Source organism: Chitinophaga nivalis, from assembly GCF_025989125.1.
GTDB lineage: Bacteria > Bacteroidota > Bacteroidia > Chitinophagales > Chitinophagaceae > Chitinophaga > Chitinophaga nivalis.
On sequence record NZ_JAPDNR010000001.1, the window covers coordinates 3,178,746 to 3,203,096 of the forward strand.

General features: G+C 46.6%; 18 protein-coding genes and 1 tRNA gene. 11 read left to right on the top strand and 8 right to left on the bottom strand.

Annotated elements, in window-relative coordinates; translation table 11 throughout:
• Window positions 1-176: 176 nt before the first annotated feature.
• Window positions 177-407: a hypothetical protein gene (locus OL444_RS13025; protein ID WP_264732758.1), complete on the bottom strand. Its 231-nt coding sequence runs from the start codon at window positions 405-407 to the stop codon at window positions 177-179.
• Window positions 408-599: 192 nt separating this feature from the next.
• Here OL444_RS13025 and proA point away from each other — a divergent pair, with 192 nt between their 5' ends.
• Entirely contained in the window at window positions 600-5,231 is a 4,632-nt protein-coding gene (proA, locus tag OL444_RS13030) for an anti-phage protein ProA (protein ID WP_264732757.1), read from the top strand.
• A 73-nt stretch (window positions 5,232-5,304) separates the two neighbouring features.
• Here proA and ygiD read toward each other — a convergent pair whose 3' ends face one another.
• The 4 genes from ygiD to msrA form a co-directional block, all read right to left on the bottom strand.
• On the bottom strand, window positions 5,305-6,129 hold the full coding sequence (gene ygiD / locus OL444_RS13035) for a 4,5-DOPA-extradiol-dioxygenase (RefSeq protein WP_264732756.1): 825 nt from the start codon (window positions 6,127-6,129) through the stop codon (window positions 5,305-5,307).
• Between the two features lie 46 nt (window positions 6,130-6,175).
• Window positions 6,176-6,613, bottom strand: a complete 438-nt coding sequence (locus OL444_RS13040; protein ID WP_264732755.1) for an Rrf2 family transcriptional regulator — start codon at window positions 6,611-6,613, stop codon at window positions 6,176-6,178.
• Between the two features lie 32 nt (window positions 6,614-6,645).
• Window positions 6,646-7,065: a hypothetical protein gene (locus OL444_RS13045; RefSeq protein ID WP_264732754.1), complete on the bottom strand. Its 420-nt coding sequence runs from the start codon at window positions 7,063-7,065 to the stop codon at window positions 6,646-6,648.
• Window positions 7,066-7,203: 138 nt separating this feature from the next.
• The gene (gene msrA / locus OL444_RS13050) at window positions 7,204-7,848 is read right to left on the bottom strand and encodes a peptide-methionine (S)-S-oxide reductase MsrA (protein WP_264732753.1); all 645 of its coding nucleotides are present in this window, start codon (window positions 7,846-7,848) and stop codon (window positions 7,204-7,206) included.
• Window positions 7,849-8,293: 445 nt separating this feature from the next.
• On the opposite strand from msrA, the gene OL444_RS13055 reads away from it, so the two are divergent.
• The 7 genes from OL444_RS13055 to OL444_RS13085 all read left to right on the top strand — a co-directional run bounded on the left by OL444_RS13055 (window position 8,294) and on the right by OL444_RS13085 (window position 18,934).
• Window positions 8,294-10,417 (top strand): endonuclease MutS2, encoded by a 2,124-nt coding sequence (locus tag OL444_RS13055; protein ID WP_264732752.1) that lies wholly within the window; start codon window positions 8,294-8,296, stop codon window positions 10,415-10,417.
• Window positions 10,418-10,548: 131 nt separating this feature from the next.
• Window positions 10,549-11,424, top strand: a complete 876-nt coding sequence (locus OL444_RS13060; protein ID WP_264732751.1) for a helix-turn-helix domain-containing protein — start codon at window positions 10,549-10,551, stop codon at window positions 11,422-11,424.
• A 346-nt stretch (window positions 11,425-11,770) separates the two neighbouring features.
• Window positions 11,771-12,946 carry an efflux RND transporter periplasmic adaptor subunit gene (locus tag OL444_RS13065; RefSeq protein WP_264732750.1) on the top strand — a complete coding sequence of 392 codons (1,176 nt, stop codon included), beginning with the start codon at window positions 11,771-11,773 and terminating at the stop codon, window positions 12,944-12,946.
• Window positions 12,947-13,040: 94 nt separating this feature from the next.
• Complete coding sequence (locus OL444_RS13070; RefSeq protein WP_264732749.1) at window positions 13,041-16,226, top strand: efflux RND transporter permease subunit; 3,186 nt, start codon at window positions 13,041-13,043, stop codon at window positions 16,224-16,226.
• Between the two features lie 43 nt (window positions 16,227-16,269).
• A complete protein-coding gene (locus OL444_RS13075) occupies window positions 16,270-17,694 on the top strand; it encodes an efflux transporter outer membrane subunit (protein WP_264732748.1) in 1,425 nt (474 codons plus the stop codon).
• A gap of 202 nt (window positions 17,695-17,896) precedes the next feature.
• Window positions 17,897-17,981, top strand: a tRNA-Ser gene (locus tag OL444_RS13080).
• Between the two features lie 596 nt (window positions 17,982-18,577).
• Window positions 18,578-18,934, top strand: coding sequence for a hypothetical protein (locus OL444_RS13085; protein ID WP_264732747.1), 357 nt, complete (start codon window positions 18,578-18,580; stop codon window positions 18,932-18,934).
• A 207-nt stretch (window positions 18,935-19,141) separates the two neighbouring features.
• On the opposite strand, the gene OL444_RS13090 is transcribed toward OL444_RS13085, so the two are convergent.
• The 3 genes from OL444_RS13090 to OL444_RS13100 form a co-directional block, all read right to left on the bottom strand.
• Window positions 19,142-20,038: an alpha/beta fold hydrolase gene (locus OL444_RS13090; RefSeq protein WP_264732746.1), complete on the bottom strand. Its 897-nt coding sequence runs from the start codon at window positions 20,036-20,038 to the stop codon at window positions 19,142-19,144.
• Window positions 20,039-20,164: 126 nt separating this feature from the next.
• Window positions 20,165-21,052, bottom strand: a complete 888-nt coding sequence (locus tag OL444_RS13095; protein WP_264732745.1) for an alpha/beta fold hydrolase — start codon at window positions 21,050-21,052, stop codon at window positions 20,165-20,167.
• A gap of 65 nt (window positions 21,053-21,117) precedes the next feature.
• Window positions 21,118-21,681 carry a TetR/AcrR family transcriptional regulator gene (locus OL444_RS13100; RefSeq protein ID WP_264732744.1) on the bottom strand — a complete coding sequence of 188 codons (564 nt, stop codon included), beginning with the start codon at window positions 21,679-21,681 and terminating at the stop codon, window positions 21,118-21,120.
• Between the two features lie 127 nt (window positions 21,682-21,808).
• Here OL444_RS13100 and OL444_RS13105 point away from each other — a divergent pair, with 127 nt between their 5' ends.
• The 3 genes from OL444_RS13105 (at window position 21,809) to OL444_RS13115 (ending at window position 24,071) form a co-directional block, all read left to right on the top strand.
• Window positions 21,809-22,171: a hypothetical protein gene (locus tag OL444_RS13105; protein WP_264732743.1), complete on the top strand. Its 363-nt coding sequence runs from the start codon at window positions 21,809-21,811 to the stop codon at window positions 22,169-22,171.
• Between the two features lie 96 nt (window positions 22,172-22,267).
• The gene (locus tag OL444_RS13110) at window positions 22,268-22,837 is read left to right on the top strand and encodes a Crp/Fnr family transcriptional regulator (protein ID WP_264732742.1); all 570 of its coding nucleotides are present in this window, start codon (window positions 22,268-22,270) and stop codon (window positions 22,835-22,837) included.
• Between the two features lie 52 nt (window positions 22,838-22,889).
• Complete coding sequence (locus OL444_RS13115; protein WP_264732741.1) at window positions 22,890-24,071, top strand: DUF418 domain-containing protein; 1,182 nt, start codon at window positions 22,890-22,892, stop codon at window positions 24,069-24,071.
• Window positions 24,072-24,351: the final 280 nt, after the last annotated feature.

A 24,351-nucleotide genomic window follows, 5' to 3' on the forward strand; every position in this document is an offset into this window, starting at 1 on the left:
CGGTAATAGCTGTGCCTTGTAGATAGAAAAGGCCGTGCCTTCATGGTATTGCATCATAGTGAGTCATGGCGCCGGAACATGCCCAAACAACAAAAGCCGCAGTCAGCGGCTTTTGTTGTTTGGGCTTTACTGTTGTATACAGCAAGGCCTCCTGTCTTTTATGTGTAACAGGATGATTATTTGTTAACGGAAAAGACTTCCTGTATGGTGTAGTTATCAAATCTGTTGAAATGATCTCCGGAAGGATGTTCTCCGCTGAGAATCAGGTTAAGATCTGCCAATGCTTCCTCGCGGCTGCTGTAATCACTGTTTCCGATTCTGAAAAGAGAAAAATGTTCTCCGGGAATATGTGGAAAGCTGTTGTTCGATACCCTGAGCAGGCCAAAAATTGAAAATTTTGTGTTCATGCAACTGAAAATTTTATCAAATATATAAAACCACTGCAGAAAGCAGGCCTAAATCCTCGTTGGGGGGATCATGCCTTTTATCCGGTATACGTGCAGGCTGTCAGCAACACCTGCTTTTTATATACTTCTTCATGACCTTCAGCGTTTATAAGATATATTTGTAGGGATTTTTTGATTTCTTCTTTAGCTATTATGATCGCATCCATATTAACCAGGCTCGAATCTTCCCGTAAGGAATTGCTTGATCTGGGCCTCAGAAATCCCTTATTGCATTACCGGCTGCCCGCCAGCAAAGGATTACATATTGTATCGGAACAATCTGCCGCCATATATGAATTGCTGGTGCGGGAGAATAAGTCGATGACCTTTTTAGGAAAGCCTGATCAAAAAGCAGGAGCAGAGGAAATCGTGTATAGTGAAACGGCCGCTAAAGAAGCTGTGAATGATACCCGGCTGCAAACCGCAGAAAATGAAACCGTCCTGCATACCCGCTTGCTGAATACCTATTACGCTGCCCGTATGAGTATGGAAGAACAGGGGGTAAACATCCTGTATATTTCGCTGGGTATGTTGCATTGGTATGAAGCTGACAATAGTGAGGAAGTCCGGCTCGCGCCCCTGATTATGGTGCCGGTGTTGCTGGACAGGTCCAGTGCCCGGGAACGTTTCCGGCTCCGTTATTCACTGGAGGAAGTAGGAGGCAATATTTCCCTCCAGGCAAAAATGAAATCGGACTTCAATATCCATATTCCCGATTTACCGGAAGCAGATGACTTTGAAGTGAACGCCTATTTTGCCGCGGTATCGGAAGCGATCAGCCGGATGCCTGGCTGGAAGGTGTCGCCGGATACTGTGGAACTGGGATTTTTCTCTTTCGGAAAATTTATGCTTTATAATGACCTGGATGTATCCAAGTGGCAGCAGGAAGGCGCTGTACTGGAGCATCCGGTGATACAAAGTCTTTTTGGCGGCGGATTTACCGATCCGCAACCCGCCATCCCGGACGATGCTTTTATTGACCGGGATACCACTGCACACGACCTGTTTCAGGTAGTAGATGCAGACAGCTCCCAGATACAAGCCATGCTGGCCGTACAGGAAGGCCGTCACCTGGTGATACAGGGCCCTCCCGGTACCGGTAAGTCGCAGACCATTACCAACATCATTGCAGATGCCATCGGCAGAGGAAAAAAAGTATTGTTTGTGGCAGAAAAGATGGCGGCCCTGGAAGTAGTAAAACGTAGGCTCGATAATATCCAGCTGGGAGAAGCCTGTCTGGAATTACATAGTCATAAAGCCAATAAAAAAGAACTGCACCAGGAGCTGCGGCGCGTACTCGAGCTGGGACGCCCCGCTATCCGGAAACTGCAGGAAGAAGTAGGACAACTCGTCGCCTATAAGCAGGAACTGAATGAATACTGCTTGTCTGTGAATGAGGAAGTACAGCGCAGTGGATTGACGGCGCAGCAGGTAACAGGCTACCTGTTACGCCTGAATGAAACCATCGCCGGCATAACATTACCTGCTATTCACCTGCCGCAAATCGATACCTGGGATGCTGCTGCCATTAATAAAGCGCTGGATATGGCACAACGTATACAAGCCTGTTTGCGTGACACGGGACTGCCCGCCAGCCTGACTTTCAAAGACAGCCGCCTGACCGTATTATTGCCACATGAACAGGAGTCGCTGGCAAAACTGCTGAAAGAAACAGCAGCCGCCCTGACAGCATTGGAACAAACTGCCGCAGGGATTGCCGCTAAAACCGGTATTGCACAACCACAGGATAGTATCGCTATTGTGAACCTGGCAGCAGCCTGTGATCTGACCGCCCGGCAACCAGATCTGAAAGGGCTGATGGTAACACATACCGCCTGGCTGAATAACCGGCAGGATATTGCCGAATGGCTGACAGCAGGTAGCCGCGCTACCGCTGTACAACAGCAATACCAGGATATCCTGATTCCCGAAGCCTGGGAACAGCAGGTGATGGAAATCCGTCAGGACCTGCTGGCACACGGCAATAAATGGTATAAATTCCTGATAGGCGCCTATAAACGCAGCAATAAACAACTGGCTGCGTTGTGTAAAGGACCATTACCTACCGAAAACGATATTAAGCTACAATATGTCGACAGTATCATGGAATTCCGCCGGCAGGATGCCATCCTGAAAGAACACGCGGGATTGATGAAAGAACTGTTCGGCAGCCGCTACCAGCGGTCACAGACCGATTGGGCGGCACTGGAAGCAGCTACGGCCTATCTAACGGATATGCACCAACGTATTGCGGCGGGCACCTGCCCGGCATCGCTGCCGGCTTATCTGGCTAAAGGTGAAGATCCTGGTGTAGCTGCTGCCGACCGGGATACGTTGTTGCGGCTTTTGCCTGTATGGCAGCAATGTGTGGCGCAGCTGATGCAGAAGCTGGAAATGGATACCAGGGCTTATCCGGTATCTTTTGCCGCACAGACGCCATTGCTGGAGAAATGGCAACAACAGCTGCCGGAAATTCACCATGCTATTTCCTGGAATAATATGCAGGAAACAGCCATCCGGGAAGGAATGGAGTGTTTGATTACACCGGCCCGTGAATGGCCGGAAGCACATCGCCTGTTGAGAACTGCCCTGCAGAAAACCTGGTACGAGTACCTGGTGGAAACAGCCGTGAAATCGCGGCCATCGCTGCGTCGTTTCGACCGTGCGGCCCACGAAGAGCTGGTACAACAGTTTCGCCGGGTAGATGTACTGCACCTGCAATACAACCGGGTACGGGCGGCATTGCAGCACTGGGAGCAGATGCCCCGTATGGATGCCGGCGGCCAGGTGAACATTCTCCGGACAGAATTCAATAAAAAAGCCCGGCACATGCCGGTACGTAAGCTGATGCAGGAAGCCGGACTGGCCATTCAGGCTATTAAGCCGGTATTTATGATGAGTCCTTTGTCGATCGCCAATTTCCTGCCACCAGGAGCCCTGGAGTTTGACCTGGTGATATTTGATGAGGCCAGTCAGGTACGTCCGGTGGACGCGCTGGGAGCTATTCTGCGCGGAAAGCAACTGGTTGTGGTGGGCGATACCAAACAATTGCCGCCTACAAGCTTCTTTGATTCTCTGACAAAAGAAACCGATGATGAGGATAATGTAACGGCAGATATGCAAAGCATACTGGGGTTATGTGATGCCCAGGGAGCGCCGCAACGCATGCTGCGCTGGCACTACCGCAGCCGGCACGAATCGTTGATCACCTTGTCCAATCATGAATTCTATGAAAATAAACTCGTGATATTCCCCAGCCCCGGTTCTAAAGAACGAAGAGGGCTGAAATTCAATTACCTGCAGGATACCGCCTATGACCGCGGAAAAACCCGTACCAATCCGAAGGAAGCGGAGGCAGTGGCAGATGCCGTGATGGAGCATGCCCGTAAAACACCGGGGTTAAGTCTGGGCGTAGTGGCCTTCAGTACTTCCCAGCGACAGGCCATCAGCGATGCCCTGGAGTTACGCCGCCGTAAACATCCGGAGCTGGAATCGTTCTTTAATAGTCATGCAGATGAGCCGTTTTTTGTAAAAAATCTGGAGAATGTGCAGGGAGATGAACGGGAGGTAATTTTTATTTCTATCGGTTACGGACGTACGGAGGAAGGATATGTGGCCATGTCATTCGGGCCGTTGAATAATGAAGGTGGGGAAAGACGCCTGAATGTACTCATTACCCGGGCGAAATCCAGCTGTGAAGTATTTACCAATATCACTGCCGATGATATTGATATGAACCGTGCGAAAAGTGAAGGGATACGGGCGCTGAAAAATTTCCTGTATTTCGCGCAGCATGGTAAACTCTATATGACCGCCGAAACCGGCTTGCCGGCCGACAGCCCGTTTGAAGAAAATGTGGCCGCGAAGCTGGAAGCGAAAGGATATATCGTCCGGAAACAGGTAGGTTCCAAAGGCTTTTACATTGATCTTGCGGTAGTAGACGCCACACATCCCGGCCGTTACCTGCTGGGGATTGAGTGTGATGGCGCCGCCTATCATTCTGCCCGTTCTGCCCGCGACCGTGACCGGTTACGGCAGCAGGTGCTGGAAGCAGTAGGCTGGAAAATACACCGCATCTGGAGTACAGATTGGTTCCGTTATCCGGAGCGGGAACTGCAACGGTTGATCGATGCCATTGAAAAGGCAGGTGCTGATACCCGGATAGAAGATGAAGTGGAAGCTGCCGCGTTGCACGATGCCCCACCGGTGCTTACCCGGGAGGCGGTGGTGCCGGTGAGTCAGGATACACCCGTGTATGAAACAGCGGTGCTGCCGGAAGAAATCCGGGACCAGGAATTTCATCTGTCTCCGATAGGACAGTTGTGCAACTGGATCGAACAGGTAGTGACGGTAGAGAGCCCGGTACATTTCGATGAAGTGGCGCGGCGGATGGTGGAAGCAGCGGGTATTACCCGGGTGGGCCCCCGTATCCGGGAAGTGTTGCGCCATGCTGTGCGACATTCTGATGCCAGTAAACGTATCCGGATTAAAGGACAGTTTTTGTGGGACATCAATTTACCGGAGCCGGTAGTACGGAACCGGAGCCAGTTACCGGCCAACGCCCGTAAAATCACTTATATCTCTGTGGAGGAAATGGGCGTAGCGTTAGGAAAAGTAGTGAAAGATGCGGTAGCCATCCAGCGGGAAGATGCGGTGCCTTTCATTGCGAAGATGTTTGGCTATAGCCGGGTCACTGAGGATATCCGCGAAGAAATCCTGAAAGCCATTGATATCAATGTAAGTAATAAAATAGTACAACAGGAAGGGGAGCTGCTTAAAGTATAGGCGTTTCCGTTATTACCCCTGCGATACGGCTTTTACTTGGTGTATAGCCGCATCGCAGCAGCTTTTAGGCGTATCAGGACGCGGTTTGAAAACAGCGCATGCTGATACTGCCATTCTGTATTTCTTCATAGGTGAACTGAATTTCTTCTGCTTTATTCACCAGCCCCAATGTATATAACATGGGCAGATAATGGTCATTGGTAGGGATCGACAATTGTGCGTCTCTGCCCAGGGTATGATAATTGACCAGGTCTGTGAAGGCTTTTTGTTCCAGTTTTTGTTTGACGGTAGCATCAAAGGACAACGCCCAGTCGTAAGGAGCGGCATTGTCTGAAAAGCTGATCTGTCGGAGGTTGTGTACGATGTTGCCGCTGCCGATGATCAATACGCCTTTATTACGCAGCACTTTGAGTTCTGCGGCCAGTTTGTAGTGATATTCCGGTGGCTGATGATAATCAATACTCAGCTGGAATACCGGAATATTCGCCTGTGGATACATATGTTTTAAGATCGTCCAGGCGCCGTGGTCCAGTCCCCAGCGGTCATCTTCCTGTACCTGGGTGGAGGTGATCAGCTGTTTGGTTTCCCGGGCTAGTTCCGGGGCACCGGGTGCTGGATATTGTACCGCATAGAGGGCTTCCGGAAATCCGCCGAAATCGTGTATGGTAGGCGGATGGCTAGCTACCAGCACATGGGTGCCTTTGGTGAGCCAATGCGCGGAAATGACCAGTATGGCGTTGGGTAAGTGGGGGAGTGAAGCGCCCATCTGACCGAGGGCACGGGTAAAGGCGTTGTCGCTGATACCGTTCATGGGATTGCCATGTCCGATGAACATAGCGGGCATGGAGCCGGTTTGGGCGTAGTCGCCGGTAATGTTTCTGAGATCGCTGAGTTGCATGGTTTTACCTCCTGTGGCACCAATGCCGTTAATGATATAATAAGTATTATCCGAACTGCAGTAAGAAGTCGGCCAGGGTGATTTTCTCCAGTTTGTGTACCAGGGCACTTTCTATTTCCTGGTATAGATGATCCAGGTGCTGGTTAATCTGTTTGCCTACGAGACAGGCCGGGTTGGGCGTGTTTTTACTGTTGCCCAGCAGCGATACCTGTTGTACAGCGTGGTATATCTCCGACAGGAGAATGTCGCCGGCAGGCCGGGCCAGCGTGCTACCCCCGTTTTTACCTTCCTTGCTTTCCACCAGGCCCCGGTTCCGGAGATTGCTGATTTCTTTGCGTACCAGCACCGGATTGATATTGATGCTGCCGGCAATGTAGTCAGACGACAATAATTCCCCATTCGCACTGGCCAGCAGTGTGAGAATATGTAAGGAGATGGGAAACCGGCCATTGTTCATTCTGTAATCGAGTTTATTACAGTACAAAAATACCATTAATTAGGGGTACCGCAAAAATTTTATCGGTTACTGTAGAAGTAAATGATGGAGGCAATCGCCAGCAGGATCAGGATCAGGACAATGACGCAACCGTTTTTATTGGGCTTTTTGACAGCACGGGTGAGGCCGCGGGCTTCCAGGAGGGCTTCTACCGCTTGTTTGGCCTGCAGGAGGCTAAGGTTATTGCCGGGAATTTTGTTGTATTCTGTCAGGTAATATTTGATCCCGACCACCAGGCCCTGGTTCAGGCACAGTTGAGTGGTGGTGTCTTCAATCTTGCGTTTCAGTAAGGAGGTACGGGTGGTAGTGGGCGTTTCATGGCCGGTAAGTGCACGTTGACATTGATTACAGATCACTATTGTGTCAAACGGGGCTTTTTCCGGTATGGTACGGACCAGGTCTGTACTGCCACACCAGGGGCATGCTTGTTCAGGATTCATTAATAGTGGAATAGTTTTAATTAAAACGCATTAAGTTAATAAATAATTTCCGGATTTTATGCCAGGCGGCGATCAGGGAGGGTATTCCCACTGCCACCGGGTATAAAATCCGGATGTTCTGTGCTATGCGGAGGTGTCTTATTGTTTTTTCAGGCGTTCCTTGAATACTTTCTTGAATTTTTCCAGTTTGGGCTGGATCACGAAGGTGCAGTATGGCTGTGAGCCATTCTGGTTATAGTAGTTCTGATGATAGTTCTCTGCCTTGTAGAAGGTCGGGAGTGGAGATATTTCCGTAACAACAGGTTTGTCGTAGGCGCCGGACTCCTGCAGTTTCTTTTTATAGAATTCAGCTTCTTTGTGTTGTGCTTCGTCGTGGTAGAAGATGACAGAGCGGTATTGCGTACCTACATCGTTGCCCTGGCGGTTGAGTTGTGTAGGGTCGTGGCTTGTCCAGAAAGCCTGCAGGAGGTCTGCATAGGTAATTTTCGCCGGGTCATACGTTACCTGTATCACTTCCGCATGGCCGGTATTGCCTTCACATACCTGTTCGTAGGTAGGATTGGGGATAGATCCGCCGGCATAGCCGGATTCTACTTTGAGTACGCCATCCAGATACTGGAACTGCGCTTCCGTACACCAGAAGCATCCGCCTCCGAAAGTGGCTGTTGCTGTTTTTGTGTTATTATTTACCTCCATATCATCGGGGACTTTACCTTTTTTATGTTGGGCACAGGCGACTAAACCCAGTGTAATCAGTAAGATGAATATTGAATATTTTATCATAAAAATAAAATTTTTTTGAAGATGCAGGTGTTTTTTGTCGTTGGCAAATGCAGTACTGTAGCGGTGTTGCAGTGTAATCAGCCATCTTTATAGCCCCTGTATCCACGATAATTTACGTAATAAGTGATACAAGAGAACAACAAGTTAAGTAACTTTAACATTCTTTTGCAGTTAACAGGCGTCTGTGAAGACCCTCGATCCTGGCCAAAAAGTACACGTCAACAGTAGCAGCAGCAGCAGGAACATATATGAAAAGCCGGGTAACCGGATACGTTGATAGCATAATGACAAAGCCGATGAAAAAGATATAATTATTTTTCCCAGATAAGCACCTCTCCGCCCATACAGGCCGCGCCAGGAAGCGCGCGATGCTAATTCATTTTAACTGGCAGCAAACAGCTGGCAACATGTTTGTGCCGTCTTATTACCTTAAATACAATATCACTTGAAATATTTTCCTGAGTCTGCGTTAATGCAGTTGGAATTCGATAAAGTTCAGGCATTGCTGCAAGAGCATTGTAAAACGGACCTCGGCAAAGAAATGGCCGCTAACCTTCGTTTGCATACACATATAGATTATGTTAAAACAGCGCTGCAACAAGCCCATGAATATAAACAGCTGACGCTGTTACAAGAGAATTTCCCGAATGATTATATCCTGAACCTGAAAAAAGAGTTACGGTTGCTGGCGATTGAAGGCGCCGTACTAACAGGAGAACAGGCCATGCTACTGCGTAAACTGGCAGAAAGCATGCATAGCATCGTCCGGTTTTTTGATCATGACCGCCGTACCCAATATGGTGGCCTGTTTGAAGTGATCAAAGACACCCACTACGAGAAAAAAATCACGGCCACCATCGATGAAGTACTCGATGAATTGGGGCAGGTACGCGACAATGCCTCTCCGGAACTGGCTAAGATCAGAATGTCGCTGTTCCGGAAACGCAATGAGCTGCGCCGGGTATTTGACCGTATCCTGCAGAAATTACAAAAGCTCAACTATCTCGCTGATCAGGAAGAAGCCTTCCTGAACGGCCGCCGGGTGGTAGCCATCTATGCGGAAAACAAACGGATGGTGAAAGGCTTGATACTCGGAGAGTCAGACACCCGCAAGACGGCTTTCCTCGAGCCGGAAGAAACAATCGAACTCAATAATGATGTGCAGGCGCTGGAAAGAGAAGAAGGCCGCGAGGTATACCGCATTCTGAAAGCAATGACGGCTTCCCTCAGCAGTTACGGACACTTGCTCAATGGTTATCATGATATCCTGGGTACCTACGATTTTATCCGGGGAAAGGCCAAACTGGCCCTGGATATGGATGCACATTATCCCACATTGTTACCGCAGGCGCAGTTACACCTGATACAGGCTTACCATCCTTTGTTATTATTATATAACAGAAAGAATAAAAAGCCTACCATCCCGGTAAATATTAATCTGGATAAAGACGCACATATACTGGTGATCAGCGGACCTAACGCCGGTGGTAAAACGGTAACCCTGAAAACCATTGGTCTCATTCAGCTGATGTTACAATCCGGTTTGCTGGTACCCGTGCATCCATCTTCCCAACTGGGTATCTTCAAACAACTGATGATTCATATCGGGGATACCCAATCGCTGGAGTTTGAACTGAGTACCTATAGTTCTCATCTGAAAAACATGAAGTATTTCATGGAGAACGCCAACGGGAAAACGTTGTTCTTCATTGATGAACTGGGTAGTGGTTCCGATCCCAATCTGGGTGGTGCTTTTGCGGAAGTGATCATGGAGGAACTGGCCAAGAAGCATGCATTTGGTATTGTTACCACGCACTATCTTAACCTGAAAGTGATGGCCAATAAAGTAAAAGGAATCATCAACGGCGCGATGGGCTTTGATGAACAAACCCTTTTACCGATGTATAAACTGATGGTGGGTAAGCCGGGAAGTTCCTATACTTTTTCTATTGCGGAAAGGATCGGATTAAATCCTGCGCTGATTGCACGGGCCAAGAAACTCGTGGATGAAGGCCATTTCCAGCTGGATAAGTTGCTGAATAAAGCAGAACAGGATCTGCAGAAAGTAGAATCAAAAGAAAAAGAACTGCAGAAACTACTGAAAGAAAATGAACGGCTGAAAAGAGAGTATGAGATCCTGTCGGATAAAGAGAAGAAGAGTCAGCAGATCACTTTCATGAAGTTGCAGAACCAGATCAAGGAAACAGACCTGCAATACCTGAAAGATATGGAGCGCAAGCTGAAGCAGATTGTAGGAGAGTGGAAGCGATCTGACGATAAAGAAAAGGTGATGAAGCAGGCGGAGATATTATTGTTCCGTCGTCGTGAAAAGCAGATCAATGAGAAGATCGATCGTAAGGTACAAGAGAAGTTCGAGGAGATCAGCGGACAATGTCAGGTAGGTGATCAGGTAAAAATTGTTACCAACCGGCAGGTCGGCAAGGTGATCGAGATCCGCGACAAACGGGCGATTGTGCAGATCGGAAATATTCCGATTAATGTGAAGCTCAGCGATCTGGTACTGGTGCAGGAGAAACCAAAAGAAGCAGAAACAGAAGGTCGGCCGTAGGGGTATTGGTGGCGCCGGACGTCAGAGATATAGTTAATATCTATGCCGGGGTATAGTTTGAGGTGCAAGAATAAACGTCTACCTTTATTTCCGATAGCAGCATTCTATTATTCATTAAACACGGAAAGCAGATGGAAACAGTAGCAAAGAAACCCAGTATACCTGTTTATAACTGTGATTATACGGATGGTGCCTCTTTCTTTATCGGGAAATGGAAAAGTTGTGAGGATGCCGGTTATGATCTGGGAGTACCCCATCGTCATAATGGATATAGTATCGATATATTAGTCAAAGGCAGCGTGAAGCATGCCATTGATTTCAGACAATACGAAGTACAGGCGCCAGCTATCATGCTGATGGAACCGCAACAGGTCCATCAGCATGAAATGGCCACCGATGCGGAAATCATCAATATTTATTTTACCAGTGAATTTCTGGTGCCGGAAATGCAAGGAATTGTAAGTTGCTGGCGTTGTATCTTTAGTTCGGGACTGATCCCCCTGAATGAAGAACAGATAGCAGAAGTCATGTCTTATGCCGATCTGATTACCAAGGAATATAACAGCAACAAACTTCGCAAGGAAGCCGTGATCCGGAATTTGCTGAATGCTTTAGTGATTGCATGTGGACGTATTTCAGAACCCAGTGGTAACTGGATGAATGCGGAGAGTTCGCAGTATAATATGGCCAGGCAGTTTAAAATGCTGGTAGACCAGCATTTCCATGTTAAACCGCAGGTATCGGATTATGCTGAAATGTTATTTGTATCACCAGGTCACCTGAATGATACGGTAAAAGCACTCCTGGGCAGAAACGCAAAAAACATTATCGACGAGAAGCGGATAATGGAAGCAAAGCGTTTATTGTATTGGGAAGAACACTCCATAAAACAGATTGCCGCCATGTTGAATTTTGAGGACGATGCTTACTTTAACCGGTTTTTTAAGAAGCATACCGGCTACACGCCCGTATCATTTCAACGTACTATCCGTGAAAAGTACAATTAAACCCGTAAAAATTTAAACTTCCGGTAATTTTAAATTTCTATTTTTGCAACGTAATAATTTAATGATGTCGCCCGTGCATCATTCTTAATTTGAAAGCCGATGAGAATTAATTAGCGGAACGCCGCGAACCTTTCTTTTCCTTTTACAGAGGTAATTAATTGCTACCCACTAACACATGACGTGCTGTAAAGTTGTGTGCCTGTGAGTAACGCGATGTTGTCTACCTGTATACCCACACCCGGACTGTTATCATTACAACTGTACTTGCGTCGTGCAACAATATTTTGCTATTGTGTACGTCAGCAGGAGGGGGTGTATCTATTTAGTGATTTTTAAAAAAAGTAACATGAAACCATTGAAACCAATTATTGCAAATTTGCCGGCAGGCTTACTTTATAGTTTTATTGTTCTTACCGTAATGTCTGGTTGCGGTACTTCTCAGGCCAAAGAAGAGGCGCCACAGGCAGCTCAGCTGCCGGTACTGAAAGTAAGTACCATTCCTGCCACTACTTACCGGGAATACAGCGCTACGCTGGAAGGTCGTACCAACGTGGAAATCCGCGCACAGGTAGAAGGTATCCTGGAAAAAATTTATGTAGATGAAGGCGCTTATGTGAAAGCCGGCGAACCTTTATTCCGCATCAATGACCGGGTATATAAAGAGCTGCAAAGCAATGCCAATGGATCTTTACAGGCTGCTAAAGCGAATCTCGAAAAAGCACAGCTGGAAGTAGACCGCCTGACACCACTGGTAAGCAACAACGTAGTTTCTGAAGTACAGTTAAAAACTGCCCAGGCAGCTTATCAGGCCGCCAAAGCAGCCGTATCCCAGGCACAGGCACAGTTGGGTAATGCCAGTATTAATGTAGGCTACACGATTATCACTGCTCCGGTAAGTGGTTATATCGGCAGAATTCCTTACAAAGCAGGTGCTTTGGTAGGAAGAGCAGAACCACAGCCATTAACGCTGTTGTCTGATGTAAGCCAGGTATATGCTTACTTCTCCATGAGTGAGCCGGACTTCCTGAAATTCAAAAATGAAACTGCGGGTAACAGCATCGCAGAAAAAGTAAAACAATTGCCGGCAGTAGAATTGAAACTCGCTGACAATAGCATATATACCGAAAAAGGTAAGATCGAAACCATGGAAGGTCAGTTTGATAAAACCATGGGAGCGGTTAGTTTCCGCGCCTCTTTCCCGAATGCAGCCGGTTTGCTGCGCTCCGGTAATACCGGTAAAATCCGTATTCCGGAACAGTTTTCACAGGCGGTAGTCATCCCTGCAGAAGCTACTTACGAAATGCAGGATAAAGTAATGGTGTTCCTGGTATCCGACAGCAATAAAGTAGTTGGCACTCCTATCACCATCGCCGGAAAAAGCGGTAACTACTACTTCGTTGATAAAGGGGTAAAAGCTGGCCAGAGTATCGTGTATGCAGGTCTTGACCGTTTGCACGATGGTACCGTAGTGGCCCCGCAGCATGTATCACTGGATAGCTTGCTGAAAGTAAGACCACTTTAATATTTCGCAAAGGCGGTACACACACCGTTGCCGCCTTTGTGATAGCATTCTCTTTACGCCATCATTTTGATGACGCTTAAATTCTATTGCTCGTATGTTTAGAAAATTTATAGAACGGCCGGTACTGGCTACAGTTATATCCATCATTCTGGTATTATTGGGAATACTGGCGCTTGTAACGCTTCCCATGAGCCAGTTTCCGGAGATTGCCCCACCGAGTGTGGCGGTAACCGCTTCCTATCCGGGTGCCAACGCTGAAGTGGTAGCCCGTTCGGTAGCAACACCTATTGAAGAAGCCGTGAACGGGGTAGAGAACATGACTTACATGACGTCTACTTCCAATAACGACGGTTCCATGACCCTCAATATTTATTTCAAGCTGGGAACCAATCCTGACCTGGCTGCTGTAAACGTGCAAAACCGTGTAGCTAAGGCTACGAGCCTGTTGCCTGCGGAAGTAGTGCAAGCCGGTATCAGCACGCAGAAACAGCAGAACAGTATGATCATGGTGGTGAACCTGATGAGTGATAAAGAGGAGTACAATGAAACGTTCCTGCAGAACTACGCAAAAATCAATATCATCCCGGAAATACAACGTGTAAACGGTGTTGGTCAGGCGATGGTATTTGGTGCGAAAGATTACTCCATGCGTATCTGGCTGAAACCGGAAAGACTTACTGCTTATAATATGTCTCCGCAGGAAGTACTGGGCGCTATCCGCGATCAGAATCTGGAAGCGGCTCCCGGCCGTTTCGGAGAAGGCAGTAAAGAATCTTTTGAGTATATCATCAAATACAAAGGGAAGCTGAATAAAAACCAACAGTATGAAGATATCATCCTCCGCGCAGATGCCAATGGTTCTGTGGTACGTCTGAAAGACGTTGCCCGCGTAGAGTTTGGCTCTTTCAGCTATGGTAGTGATACCCGTGTAAACGGTAAATATGGTATCGGTATCGCTATCAATCAGACTTCCGGTTCCAACGCCAACGAAATACAGGAAACCATCAACGCATTGATGAAAAAAGCCTCTGCTGCTTTTCCTGCCGGCGTAGAATACTTTAATATCTATAGTACGAAAGAATACCTGGACGAATCGATTGACCAGGTGAAACATACCCTGATAGAAGCATTTATCCTGGTATTTATCGTGGTGTTCATCTTCCTGCAGGATTTCCGTTCTACCCTGATCCCGGCCATTGCCGTGCCAGTAGCGATTATCGGTACCTTCTTCTTCATGAAGCTCTTTGGTTTCTCAATCAACCTGCTGACATTGTTCGCATTGATTCTGGCGATTGGTATTGTGGTGGATGATGCGATTGTGGTGGTGGAAGCGGTCCACTCCAAAATGGAGAAAGGAGCCAACCCGCGACATGCGACGTTATCTTCCATGCAGGAAATTTCCGGTGCGATTATCTCCATTACCCTCGTGATGTCTGCCGTGTTTATCCCGGTAGGTTTCATGGAAGGTCCGGCAGGGGTATTTTACCGGCAGTTTGCCTTTACCCTCGCTATCGCGATCCTGATTTCGGCGCTGAACGCATTAACGCTGAGTCCTGCGTTGTGTGCCCTGTTGCTGAAAAATAACCATAGCACAGATCACGATCAACATCATACACAGAAAGGTAAAGTACAGTTGCAGACCAAAGGTTTTGGCAAGCGTTTCTTCGCTGCTTTCAACACAGGTTTCACTGCCATGACCAATAAGTATGTACGTAGCTTACAGTTCCTCATTAAAAATAAATGGGTAACCGTTACCGGACTGCTGATCATTGGTGCGGTGACTTTCTGGCTGATGCGTAAAACACCATCCGGCTTTATTCCTACAGAAGATCAGGGCTTTGCGGTATATGCCGTAACCATGCCTCCCGGATCTTCCCTGGAACGTACCCGCGAAGTGGTAAATAAAGTAGAACACATCGTAAAAGACCTGGAAGGTACCCACAACTACCTGAGTGTATCCGGTTTTAACTTCCTGTCTAACTCCAGCAGTGCGACTTCTGGTGTAGGTTTCATCAAACTGAAACCACACGCGCAAAGGGGCGCCATCAAAAATATGGATGCCATCATGGGAATGCTGCAACAGAAATTTGCCGCTATTCCGGAAGCCAGCATCTTCGTATTCAATATGCCTACCGTACCAGGTTTCAGTAACGTAGCCGGTTTTGAGGTGATCCTCCAGGATCGTACCGGTGGGCCGCTGGATAAACTGGGTAACACCGCCTATGGTTTTATCGGTGAGCTGATGAAACGTAAAGAAATTGCGTTTGCCTTCACCACCTTTAACAACAACCACCCGCAATACGAAATAGAAATAGACGACCGCAAAGCCAAACAGCTGGGTATACCGGTAGGCGATATCCTGCAAACCATGCAGGTGTACTATGGTAGTATGTTTGCGTCTGACTTTAACAGGTTTGGTAAATACTACCGTGTAATTGTTCAGGCAGATGCCGAACTGCGTAAGGAAGTATCCTCACTGGATGGCGTATACGTAAAAAATGTACACGGTGAAATGGTACCTATCAACACCGTCGTATCACTGAAACGAGTATACGGACCTGAAACCGTTACCCGTAACAACCTGTTCAACGCTGTTACCATCAATGGTCAGGCGAAACCAGGATACAGTAGTGGTGATGCTATTAAAGCGGTAGAAGAAGTAGCAGCGCAGTACCTGCCAAGAGGTTTTTCCTATGAATGGGTAGGTATGACCAAAGAAGAAATCAGCGCAGGTAACCAGGCGGCTATCATCTTTACCCTGTGTCTCATCTTTGTATACTTCCTGCTGGCAGCACAGTATGAAAGCTACATCCTGCCACTGGCGGTAATCTTATCTATACCGCTGGGTATCTTCGGGGTGTTTGTATTCATCAACCTGTTTGGTATCGACAACAACATTTATGTACAGGTAGGTTTGATCATGCTGATAGGTTTGCTGGCGAAGAATGCGATCCTGATCGTGGAATATGCGGTACAGCGGCGGCGTAGTGGTATGGGCCTGGTAGCTTCGGCTATCCGTGCAGCCAGCCTGCGTTTACGTCCGATCCTGATGACTTCCTTTGCCTTTATTGCAGGCCTGTTGCCGCTGATGCGTGCTACCGGTTCCTCTGCACAGGGTAACCGATCCATCAGTACCGGTGCTGCCGGCGGTATGTTAACCGGGGTAATACTGGGTGTGTTTGTGATACCGGTGTTGTATGTGATGTTCCAGTACCTGCAGGAGAAAATCAGCCGTAAACCGGTGGTAGCTGCTGCAGAAGAAGGTGAAATGGTACACTAGTACCTGTATAAAACAAGAATTATCAGAATCAGAAATACGACAAATGAAAACAAGATATAGCACATTTTATTTTTTGTTGTTGTCCTTAGTTGTAGGGTTAGCAGCATGCCGGGTTGGTCGTAATTACGAGCGGCCCCCGGTGGCGCTGCCCCAGCAGTTTGGTAACACGACTGTTGCCCCTTCCGATAGCAGCAGTATAGCAGAGATAGAATGGAAACGTTTTTTTGCAGATGCTACCTTACAACAGCTCATCGACAAAGCCCTCACCGGCAACTATGATCTGCAGCTGGCCGTTAAAAGGGTAGAGTCGGCACAATCTTACCTGAAACAAGCCAAACTGGCCTGGCTGCCGGCTTTCACTGCCACCGCCACAGGTAATACCAATTTTCCGTCCAAGAATAGTTTCACTGGTATGAACATGCAACAGTTCAACTTTGGTGATCATATCGAAGACTTTAACTTAGGTGTAGGGATGTCCTGGGAAGTAGATGTATGGGGTAAAATCCGTCGCCAGAAAGAAGCAGCGATGGCTACTTACCTGCAGACCTATGAAGGACAGCATGCCGTACAAACCAGCCTGGTAGCAGCTGTTGCCAGCAGCTACTTCAACCTGCTGATGCTGGATAATCAGCTGAGCATTGCCCGTAAAAATGTAACCCTCAGCGATACCATCGTACAAATGATCCGTCTGCAGAAAACTGCCGGGGAAGTAACAGAACTGGCGGTACAACAGGCTATTTCCCAACAGCAGACAGCAGAATTGTTGCTGCCGCAGCTGGAACAGGGTATCGCCATCCAGGAAAATGCGATCCGCATCCTGACTGGTGAACTGCCGAGCACTATTGCCCGCAGCAGCAAACTCTCCGACTTCCAGGTAGGCGAAACATTACCTGCTGGCGTACCAGCAGCCATGATCAGCCGTCGTCCGGATGTACGTGCCAACGAAATGGGCCTGGTAGCCGCTAACGCCAAAGTAGGTGTAGCACAGGGAAATATGTACCCTACGCTCAACATCACTGCCAATGGTGGTGTGAACTCCTTTAAAGCCAGCACCTGGTTTAATCTGCCGGCATCCTTATTCGGGACAGTAGCCGGTAGCATTACCCAGCCTATCTTCCAGCGCCGTGCCTTAAAAACACAACTGGAAGTAGCGAAGAATGAGCGCGAGCAAGCCGTGATCACCTTCAAACAATCTGCGCTGAATGCCATCGGAGAGGTGAGCGATGCGCTGATAAAATTAGATAAACTGAAAACCCAGCAAGCGATAGCTTCCAAACAGGTGAATACCTCCCAGCTGGCAGTACAGCAGGCACAGATGCTGTTCCGCAGTGGTATGGCCAATTACCTGGAAGTAATTACCGCACAGGCTAATTCCCTGAAAGCGGAACTGGGGCAGGCAGATATAGACCGGCAGCGTTTAAGCGCCATGGTAGATCTGTACCGTTCTTTAGGCGGCGGCTGGAAATAACCGTCTCCTGAAATGAATGGCGAATGGCGGATCAAAGCGATAGTTAGCCAGATGAAACCAGGAATCAACAGCACCGGATTACCTCGCTTAGGTCCGCCATTTGTTATTTGTTTTAAACGTAAATCCGCCACTATGGCGGATTTTTTGTTTTTGTGCTAATTTTTTTTGTTAATTCAGTTTCGTTTTATACTTTTGCGTCCCTGGAGAGTTGGCAGAGCGGTCGATTGCGGCAGTCTTGAAAACTGTTGACTGTAACAGGTCCCGGGGTTCGAATCCCTGACTCTCCGCAGAAGAAGAAGCCTTAGGTAATTGCCTAAAGGCTTTTTTGTTTTTAGGATATTGCGTCCGTCTCATCACGAATGACCCTGCCTCTCTGCAAGAATTGATACAAAATTCGTGGACGGATTTTGTATCGCTTTTTCATTTTCAAGCAGGTGTTGATATAGGTTGAATTAAAATGGATTTAGTGGAGAGATGGAAGATGATGTAGAAAAATGATCCGTCAATCTGTATAGCCGGCATATGGGAAAAAAATAACGATACCTATGTTAGTTCCGCGAATCAGAAATATATACTGGAAGGTCTTATTGCTTGGAATCCCCTTTTTTATAGCATTATTGTTCTCCTATTCCTTTTTGGATGAAATGACCATCTACCCGCATTGGTTTGGTGAGACCCTATGCTTTTTCGGATGTACTTATATAGTAGCAGCATTTTTTTTGAAGAAGAAAAAAGCACAATGGTTTTTGCTGATTGCGGGAGCAGGGTTCATCATCCTGGGAATAATTTCAGTAATTTACTATCATTCTTTGCCTTTGCCGGCAGAGCTGATGCCATGAGTGATTGGCAGGAACTTATACAATAGCATAATGAAACCGGAGAAATGAGAAAGAACTATTATTATACTTTCGGCAGTACTGCCACAGACTTGCAAATCATCGTTGACTTACTGCAGGATAAACTGGATCTTCTATTTGAGCCACATGAAAGCAGCTATTTTGGTAATTACTACAAGTACTCCGGCTTGTATGCGGATTCGATTATCATAAAATCCAACTTTAATACGGCTGAAAATGACTGGACGGATGAAGGATTGAAGGAATATACTACGCTGATCGATGTCAGTAATATTCATGGCAGAAATGCAGATAAGTTAAGCAAAAGTACTTATCTGATACGGGCATTCCGTAATATGAGCGATATCACACTGTTGAAAGAAAAAATTATAGAAGAGGTATAGGTAGATAAGATAAATAGCCCTGTTGAATTGTCTGTATTTAGCTATAGCATTGAAAAACCGGATCAGACTATGATACAGTTGATCCGGTTTTTCGGCAAAGGAAAATTCATGGCGATGTTTTCTTTTCGGATGTGTCTTCATCATTTTCATGTAAGGGAAGTCACATAACCGGGTACTACTGATAGGGCGCAGACCCGGCAATACCCATCAATGTTTAGGCTTTAAGAAGGTTTTGATCCTTGCCGCTATTTCCACCACATATTCTTCCAATGCAAAGTGTCCGGTAGGATAAAAATGTATTTCAGGTTCGGCGATATCTTTCTTAAAAGCAAGGGCGCCTGCTTTCAGGAATACTGGATCATTTTCGCCCCATACGATTAGTACCCTGGGCGCAATTTTACGCAAGGTTTGTTGCCATTGCGGATACGCCGCTATATTGAAACGATAATCGTATTTCAGTTTGTACTGTATTTCTTTATTGCCAGGTCTGTTCATCAGGAACTGATCGAGCTGGTAACTTTCCGGAGCTACTTTCGTGGGGTCACTTACGCCATGGAGATATTCAAACATGGTGTATTCCAGTTCAAACGCTTTATAGACTTCGGCGCGGGAAGCTGCCGTATTTTCATCGATGTTTTTCCGGTACATTTTGAGAATGTCGCTTAGCCCTTCTGCATATATATTGCCATTCTGGACTATCAGGTTTTCCAGTATCCCCGGATTACGCTGTATTATTCGCATGCCTACCGGCGCGCCATAATCAAACAAATACATGCTACACTTATGCACGCCTTTCAGGAAAAGGAATTTTTCAATGTAAAGCGCATAGTTTTCAAAGGTGTAATCAAATGCAGACATCGCCGGCATATCACTGAACCCAAAGCCAGGATAATCCGGGGCGAGTATATGAAAATCATCTTTCAACAGGGGGATGAGCGTCCTGAAATTGTGCGAAGAAGAAGGAAACCCATGCAGTAGTAATAACGTAGGTTTGGTCGTATCACCAGCTTCCCGGTAAAAGATATGGACGCCGTCAACTTCGATAGTTTTGTGGTAAACCGGGTATGATTGCTCACTTGCAGTCGTGTTTAGTGTACTTATCATAAGTATACAGATTAAAAAGATAGTGGAAAATAATGGTGGCTTCATGGTAAATTGTATGGAGTAGGAGGAAATGATAGCCTTCCCGGAGTGACGATGAAAGCATGTTCCGGGAAGGCGAATTTATTATCAGACTGTAACCGGAGATTTACGGACTACTTTCGTTTCAAGAAATGTGCGGATCGTAGCTGCTATTTCTTCCCCATGTGTTTCCAGAGCGAAGTGGCCGGTATCATACAAATGGTATTGCAGGTGTTTTACATCTTTTTTGTAAGCTTCGGCTCCGGCTACCGGAAATATGTAATCGTTTTTACCATAGACAATCAGCATTTCGGGGTTGTGTGTGCGGAAGTATGCCTGCCATTCAGGATACAAGGCAACATTACTTTGATAGTCGTAGAATAACTGGAGTTGTATACGGTCGTTGCCAGGGCGTAATAAGTGCCGTAGGTCATGTTCCCAGTTATCCGGGCTAATGAGTTCATTATTGGATACGCCATGGGTGTATTGCCATTGCAAACCTTCGATACTGTGAAAACCTTCCAATGTACGCTCTGCCACTTTGTTGTGCCTGTCTTTCCAATATGCTTTAATAGGGTCCCAGAATTGTTCCAGTCCTTCGTCGTAGGCGCAGCCGTTTTGAACGATCAGTGAATCGATCTTTTCGGGATTTGCTGCAGCTATACGGAAGCCAACAGGCGCGCCGTAGTCCATCAGATAAAGGCTGTAGCGAGTCAATTCAAGCTGGTTCAGTAAGCCTTGTACGATGTTGGCAAAATTGCTGAAGGAGTATTCGAAGTCGGCCATATGTGGCTGGGCGCTTCTGCCGAAGCCAGGATAATCGGGAGCGATCAGGTAATAATCGTTAGCCAGTTGCTGCATCAGGTTACGATACATGTGCGATGACGTAGGATAACCATGTAGTAACACCAGGGTAGGTTTGCCTTTTTGGCCAGCTTCCCGGTAGAAGATGTCGATTCCGTTTATGGACGTGGTGTGATGTTTTACTAAGCTCATATATTTTGTTTTAAGATTAATATTTATTTACCGAACATTCGGTAAAATATAAAATGAAAAAATTTTTACTCCCTGACAAAAAGTGATTTCAGATCGGAGAGTGCTTTATGAAAATAGATAGGATCTCCTAATCCTTTGGCCAATACAAGGCCGCCCTGTACGAAAGTAAGCGATTGTCTGGCTTTTGTTTCTGCCTGCGTAGTCGTATAGCCCAACTCTACACCCAGTGCGGTAAAGGCCTCCATCCACAGTCGCATTGCTTTGCTGATCTCATCACCCAATATCACTAATCCCGAATCCAGCGACAGCGCATTTAGTATGCAACTTTTCTCTCCATTTTGGTATAATTGTTTGATGTGCTGTACTACTCGTTGCAATTTAGTGGCGGTCGTTGCCCCTTTTTCTGTCAGTACCAGGTATATATGATCCTTTATCCAGGTATTAACAAATTGCAATATCATGATGGCCATCTCATTTTTTCCGCCCGGAAACCGATGATACAGACTAGCCTTTTGCAAACCGGTTGCTTGGGCAAAGTCGTTGAGGCTGGCGCCTTCAAACCCCTTGGATTGTAGTACTGACATCAGTCCTTCGATCAGCTGGGTATCATCTATTTTTTGTGGTCTCATGGATCAAAGGTAAGCGAATTTTTTATTTTACCAAACGTTCGGTAAGTTATTTTTTGAAGCGGCTATATTTGTTTTCCTGGCTTAACGATTAGTTTTTATTTTAGACCTGCATTATTATTGCGGAGCTATGATGAAATATACAAAAGAAGAATTGTTAGCTGCGTTACGGGTAGTGTCTTCCACTATCAGCAAATGTGAAAAAATACAACCCAAATTTGCGGAAGGCACTTCTCAGCATACCCTCCTTAGGAACAGAATAAAAGCGATGTACATTTCAATAGCATTGATAACGGAGGAGCATACCCGAAAATATACAGCTGAAGAGTTGCAGCAAGCGTCGCCACCTATAGCTTCCATTATCAGTAAATGTGAAAAAGCACAAGTAAAGTTTGCGGAAGACAGCGTTCATTACAGCAACTTTAGAGAGATGATCGTAGCCATGTCTATCTCAAAATTCCTGGTGCTGCATGAAATTAATAAGCGAGGTTAATGTGTTATCGATGAGGATACCTGTATTGCAGCGAATGGCAATATGATATTATAATTAGGAACATGTGCCTTTCTAACCAGCAAATATTACATTTATATGGATCAGGAAGAAGAAATAAAACAATTAGTCTTAGATGCTTTCCAGGATGAGGCTTTGTACGACGCTTATGTAAAAGTAGCGGAAGAAAAGGTATTCAAAAAAGGGGAGCTCCTGATAGAGCAGGGGCGTGTTTGCCGTTTTTGTTACTTCATCATTAAAGGAGCGGTACGCAGTTATTACGCAAAAGATGATAAGGAGATTACCACTTCTTTTTGTTTTGAAGAAGATCCCGTGTTTTCATTGGAAAGTGTTACCCGCCAAACTCCTTGTCCGGAGAGCTTTGAAGCGTTGGAAGATACCGTAATTGAAGCCGTTAGTTTTAATGACCTGCTGGTGCTCCGGCAACAATTTCCTGCCATCGAGCGACTATGGTTATTAGGGGTGGAAGCTTATGCGATCTGGCTGGAAGAACGTTTACATAGCCTGCAGTTTAATACAGCTAAAGAGCGGTATCAGTCATTGCTCCAAAAATATCCTTATATGATTCAGCGGGTACAGCTACGTTACATTGCCTCTTATCTGGGTATTACGCTGGAAACCCTGAGCCGGATCAGGGCGCAGTTATAAATATTTGATAAATGTCAAAATCGGGGCTGCAGGCCGAAGCTACTTTTGTGCCATGCAAACCGCTAACAGAATAACAGCACTCGACATCATCCGTGGCGTAGCCCTGCTGGGCATACTCATCGTGAATATGGGACTTTTTTCCTTCCCGGCATTATATCTTGATCCGGTAACCAGCTGGCCGGCATGGTCGGACCAGTTGGTGTTACAGCTGATCCGGTTTTTCGGGGAAGGGAAATTCATCTCTATGTTTTCTTTTCTCTTCGGATTAGGCTTCACTATTTTTATACAAAGAGCCGCCGCAAAAACCAATCACCCGGCCCGGTTGTTTGCCCGCCGGTTGTTGATATTGTTGGGTATTGGCCTGATCCATGCTCACTTTATCTGGTATGGAGATGTATTGTGTATATATAGTATCGCCGGCATTATGCTGCTTTTCTTTCGCAATAGTCGTCCGCAAACCGTACTGATATGGGCTTTATCGCTGCTACTGGTGCCCATTATATTACTCCTGATTGGTTACTGGCTGAGTGGTCCGGCATTGCTGGCAGGATCTGCACCTGATATCGCTTCGGATACAGCTATCGGAAAGCTGGCGCAGGTAACTTACAGTTCCGGTACCTTTTATGAAATTTTTATGCAGAATAGACATGACGTATGGGTTACCAGGATAGGCTATACGCTGATCATCCCGCAGATCTTTGCGATGTTTCTGCTGGGGACCTATGCCGGTAAGCGACAGCTTTTTCAGGATATACAGCCGCATCTTGGATGGATAAAGCGGCTGGCTATATGGGCGTTGCTGGTGGGTGTCATTGCCACTGTTGCTGAATTTGCCTATGTAGCTACTCCACAGGATAGCCTTGCTTATACACTCTCTCAGTTAATCGGTAATTATGTGGGAGGTCCTGCGTTTGGTATCTTTTACATCTGTGCAGTAGCACTTATACTGCAGCTGGCCCGGGGCCGTAAAATACTGACGCCCCTGGCGGCAGTAGGGCAAATGGCTGCTACCAATTATATCATGCAATCTGTTGTCTGCGTGTTTATCTTTTATAGTTTCGGTTTAGGACGGTATGGTCATATATCACCCGTTACCGGTCTGGGCATAACCATGGCCATATACATGATGCAGATAGGATTCAGTAACTGGTGGATGGCGAGGTTCAGTAATGGCCCGGTTGAGTGGATGTGGAGAACGCTGACCTATGGTAAAGTGATGCCGTTGAAACGGTAGGCATTACAGCCTTTTTTGCAGCAGATGATAGCTGTAATAAGTTGGAACGGCGCGGCTTTGATCATGTAGCGCGACATAGAACAATGGACAACTCCCTGCTGACAAGCGTGATATTACATCCCGGTATGGAGGTAATATCACGCTTCCCTTGATTACTTACTTAATGGAGGTGTAAAAGAAGAAATTGTCTCATAAGTTTACTTTTCGTTTTTTATACCGTTTTAAGAGATTCTGGTAACCTTGGTAGAATTATTGTGAATGGAAGGCCCCTGACTGGAAA

Excerpts from the sequence above, each read along its gene's own strand:
- OL444_RS13025 (WP_264732758.1), bottom strand. The coding sequence starts at position 407 with ATGAACACAAAATTTTCAATTTTTGGCCTGCTCAGGGTATCGAACAAC.
- proA (WP_264732757.1), top strand. The coding sequence starts at position 600 with ATGATCGCATCCATATTAACCAGGCTCGAATCTTCCCGTAAGGAATTG.
- ygiD (WP_264732756.1), bottom strand. The coding sequence starts at position 6,129 with ATGCAACTCAGCGATCTCAGAAACATTACCGGCGACTACGCCCAAACC.
- OL444_RS13045 (WP_264732754.1), bottom strand. The coding sequence starts at position 7,065 with ATGAATCCTGAACAAGCATGCCCCTGGTGTGGCAGTACAGACCTGGTC.
- msrA (WP_264732753.1), bottom strand. The coding sequence starts at position 7,848 with ATGATAAAATATTCAATATTCATCTTACTGATTACACTGGGTTTAGTC.
- OL444_RS13060 (WP_264732751.1), top strand. The coding sequence starts at position 10,549 with ATGGAAACAGTAGCAAAGAAACCCAGTATACCTGTTTATAACTGTGAT.
- OL444_RS13065 (WP_264732750.1), top strand. The coding sequence starts at position 11,771 with ATGAAACCATTGAAACCAATTATTGCAAATTTGCCGGCAGGCTTACTT.
- OL444_RS13070 (WP_264732749.1), top strand. The coding sequence starts at position 13,041 with ATGTTTAGAAAATTTATAGAACGGCCGGTACTGGCTACAGTTATATCC.
- OL444_RS13075 (WP_264732748.1), top strand. The coding sequence starts at position 16,270 with ATGAAAACAAGATATAGCACATTTTATTTTTTGTTGTTGTCCTTAGTT.
- OL444_RS13085 (WP_264732747.1), top strand. The coding sequence starts at position 18,578 with ATGAGAAAGAACTATTATTATACTTTCGGCAGTACTGCCACAGACTTG.
- OL444_RS13090 (WP_264732746.1), bottom strand. The coding sequence starts at position 20,038 with ATGATAAGTACACTAAACACGACTGCAAGTGAGCAATCATACCCGGTT.
- OL444_RS13095 (WP_264732745.1), bottom strand. The coding sequence starts at position 21,052 with ATGAGCTTAGTAAAACATCACACCACGTCCATAAACGGAATCGACATC.
- OL444_RS13100 (WP_264732744.1), bottom strand. The coding sequence starts at position 21,681 with ATGAGACCACAAAAAATAGATGATACCCAGCTGATCGAAGGACTGATG.
- OL444_RS13105 (WP_264732743.1), top strand. The coding sequence starts at position 21,809 with ATGATGAAATATACAAAAGAAGAATTGTTAGCTGCGTTACGGGTAGTG.
- OL444_RS13110 (WP_264732742.1), top strand. The coding sequence starts at position 22,268 with ATGGATCAGGAAGAAGAAATAAAACAATTAGTCTTAGATGCTTTCCAG.
- OL444_RS13115 (WP_264732741.1), top strand. The coding sequence starts at position 22,890 with ATGCAAACCGCTAACAGAATAACAGCACTCGACATCATCCGTGGCGTA.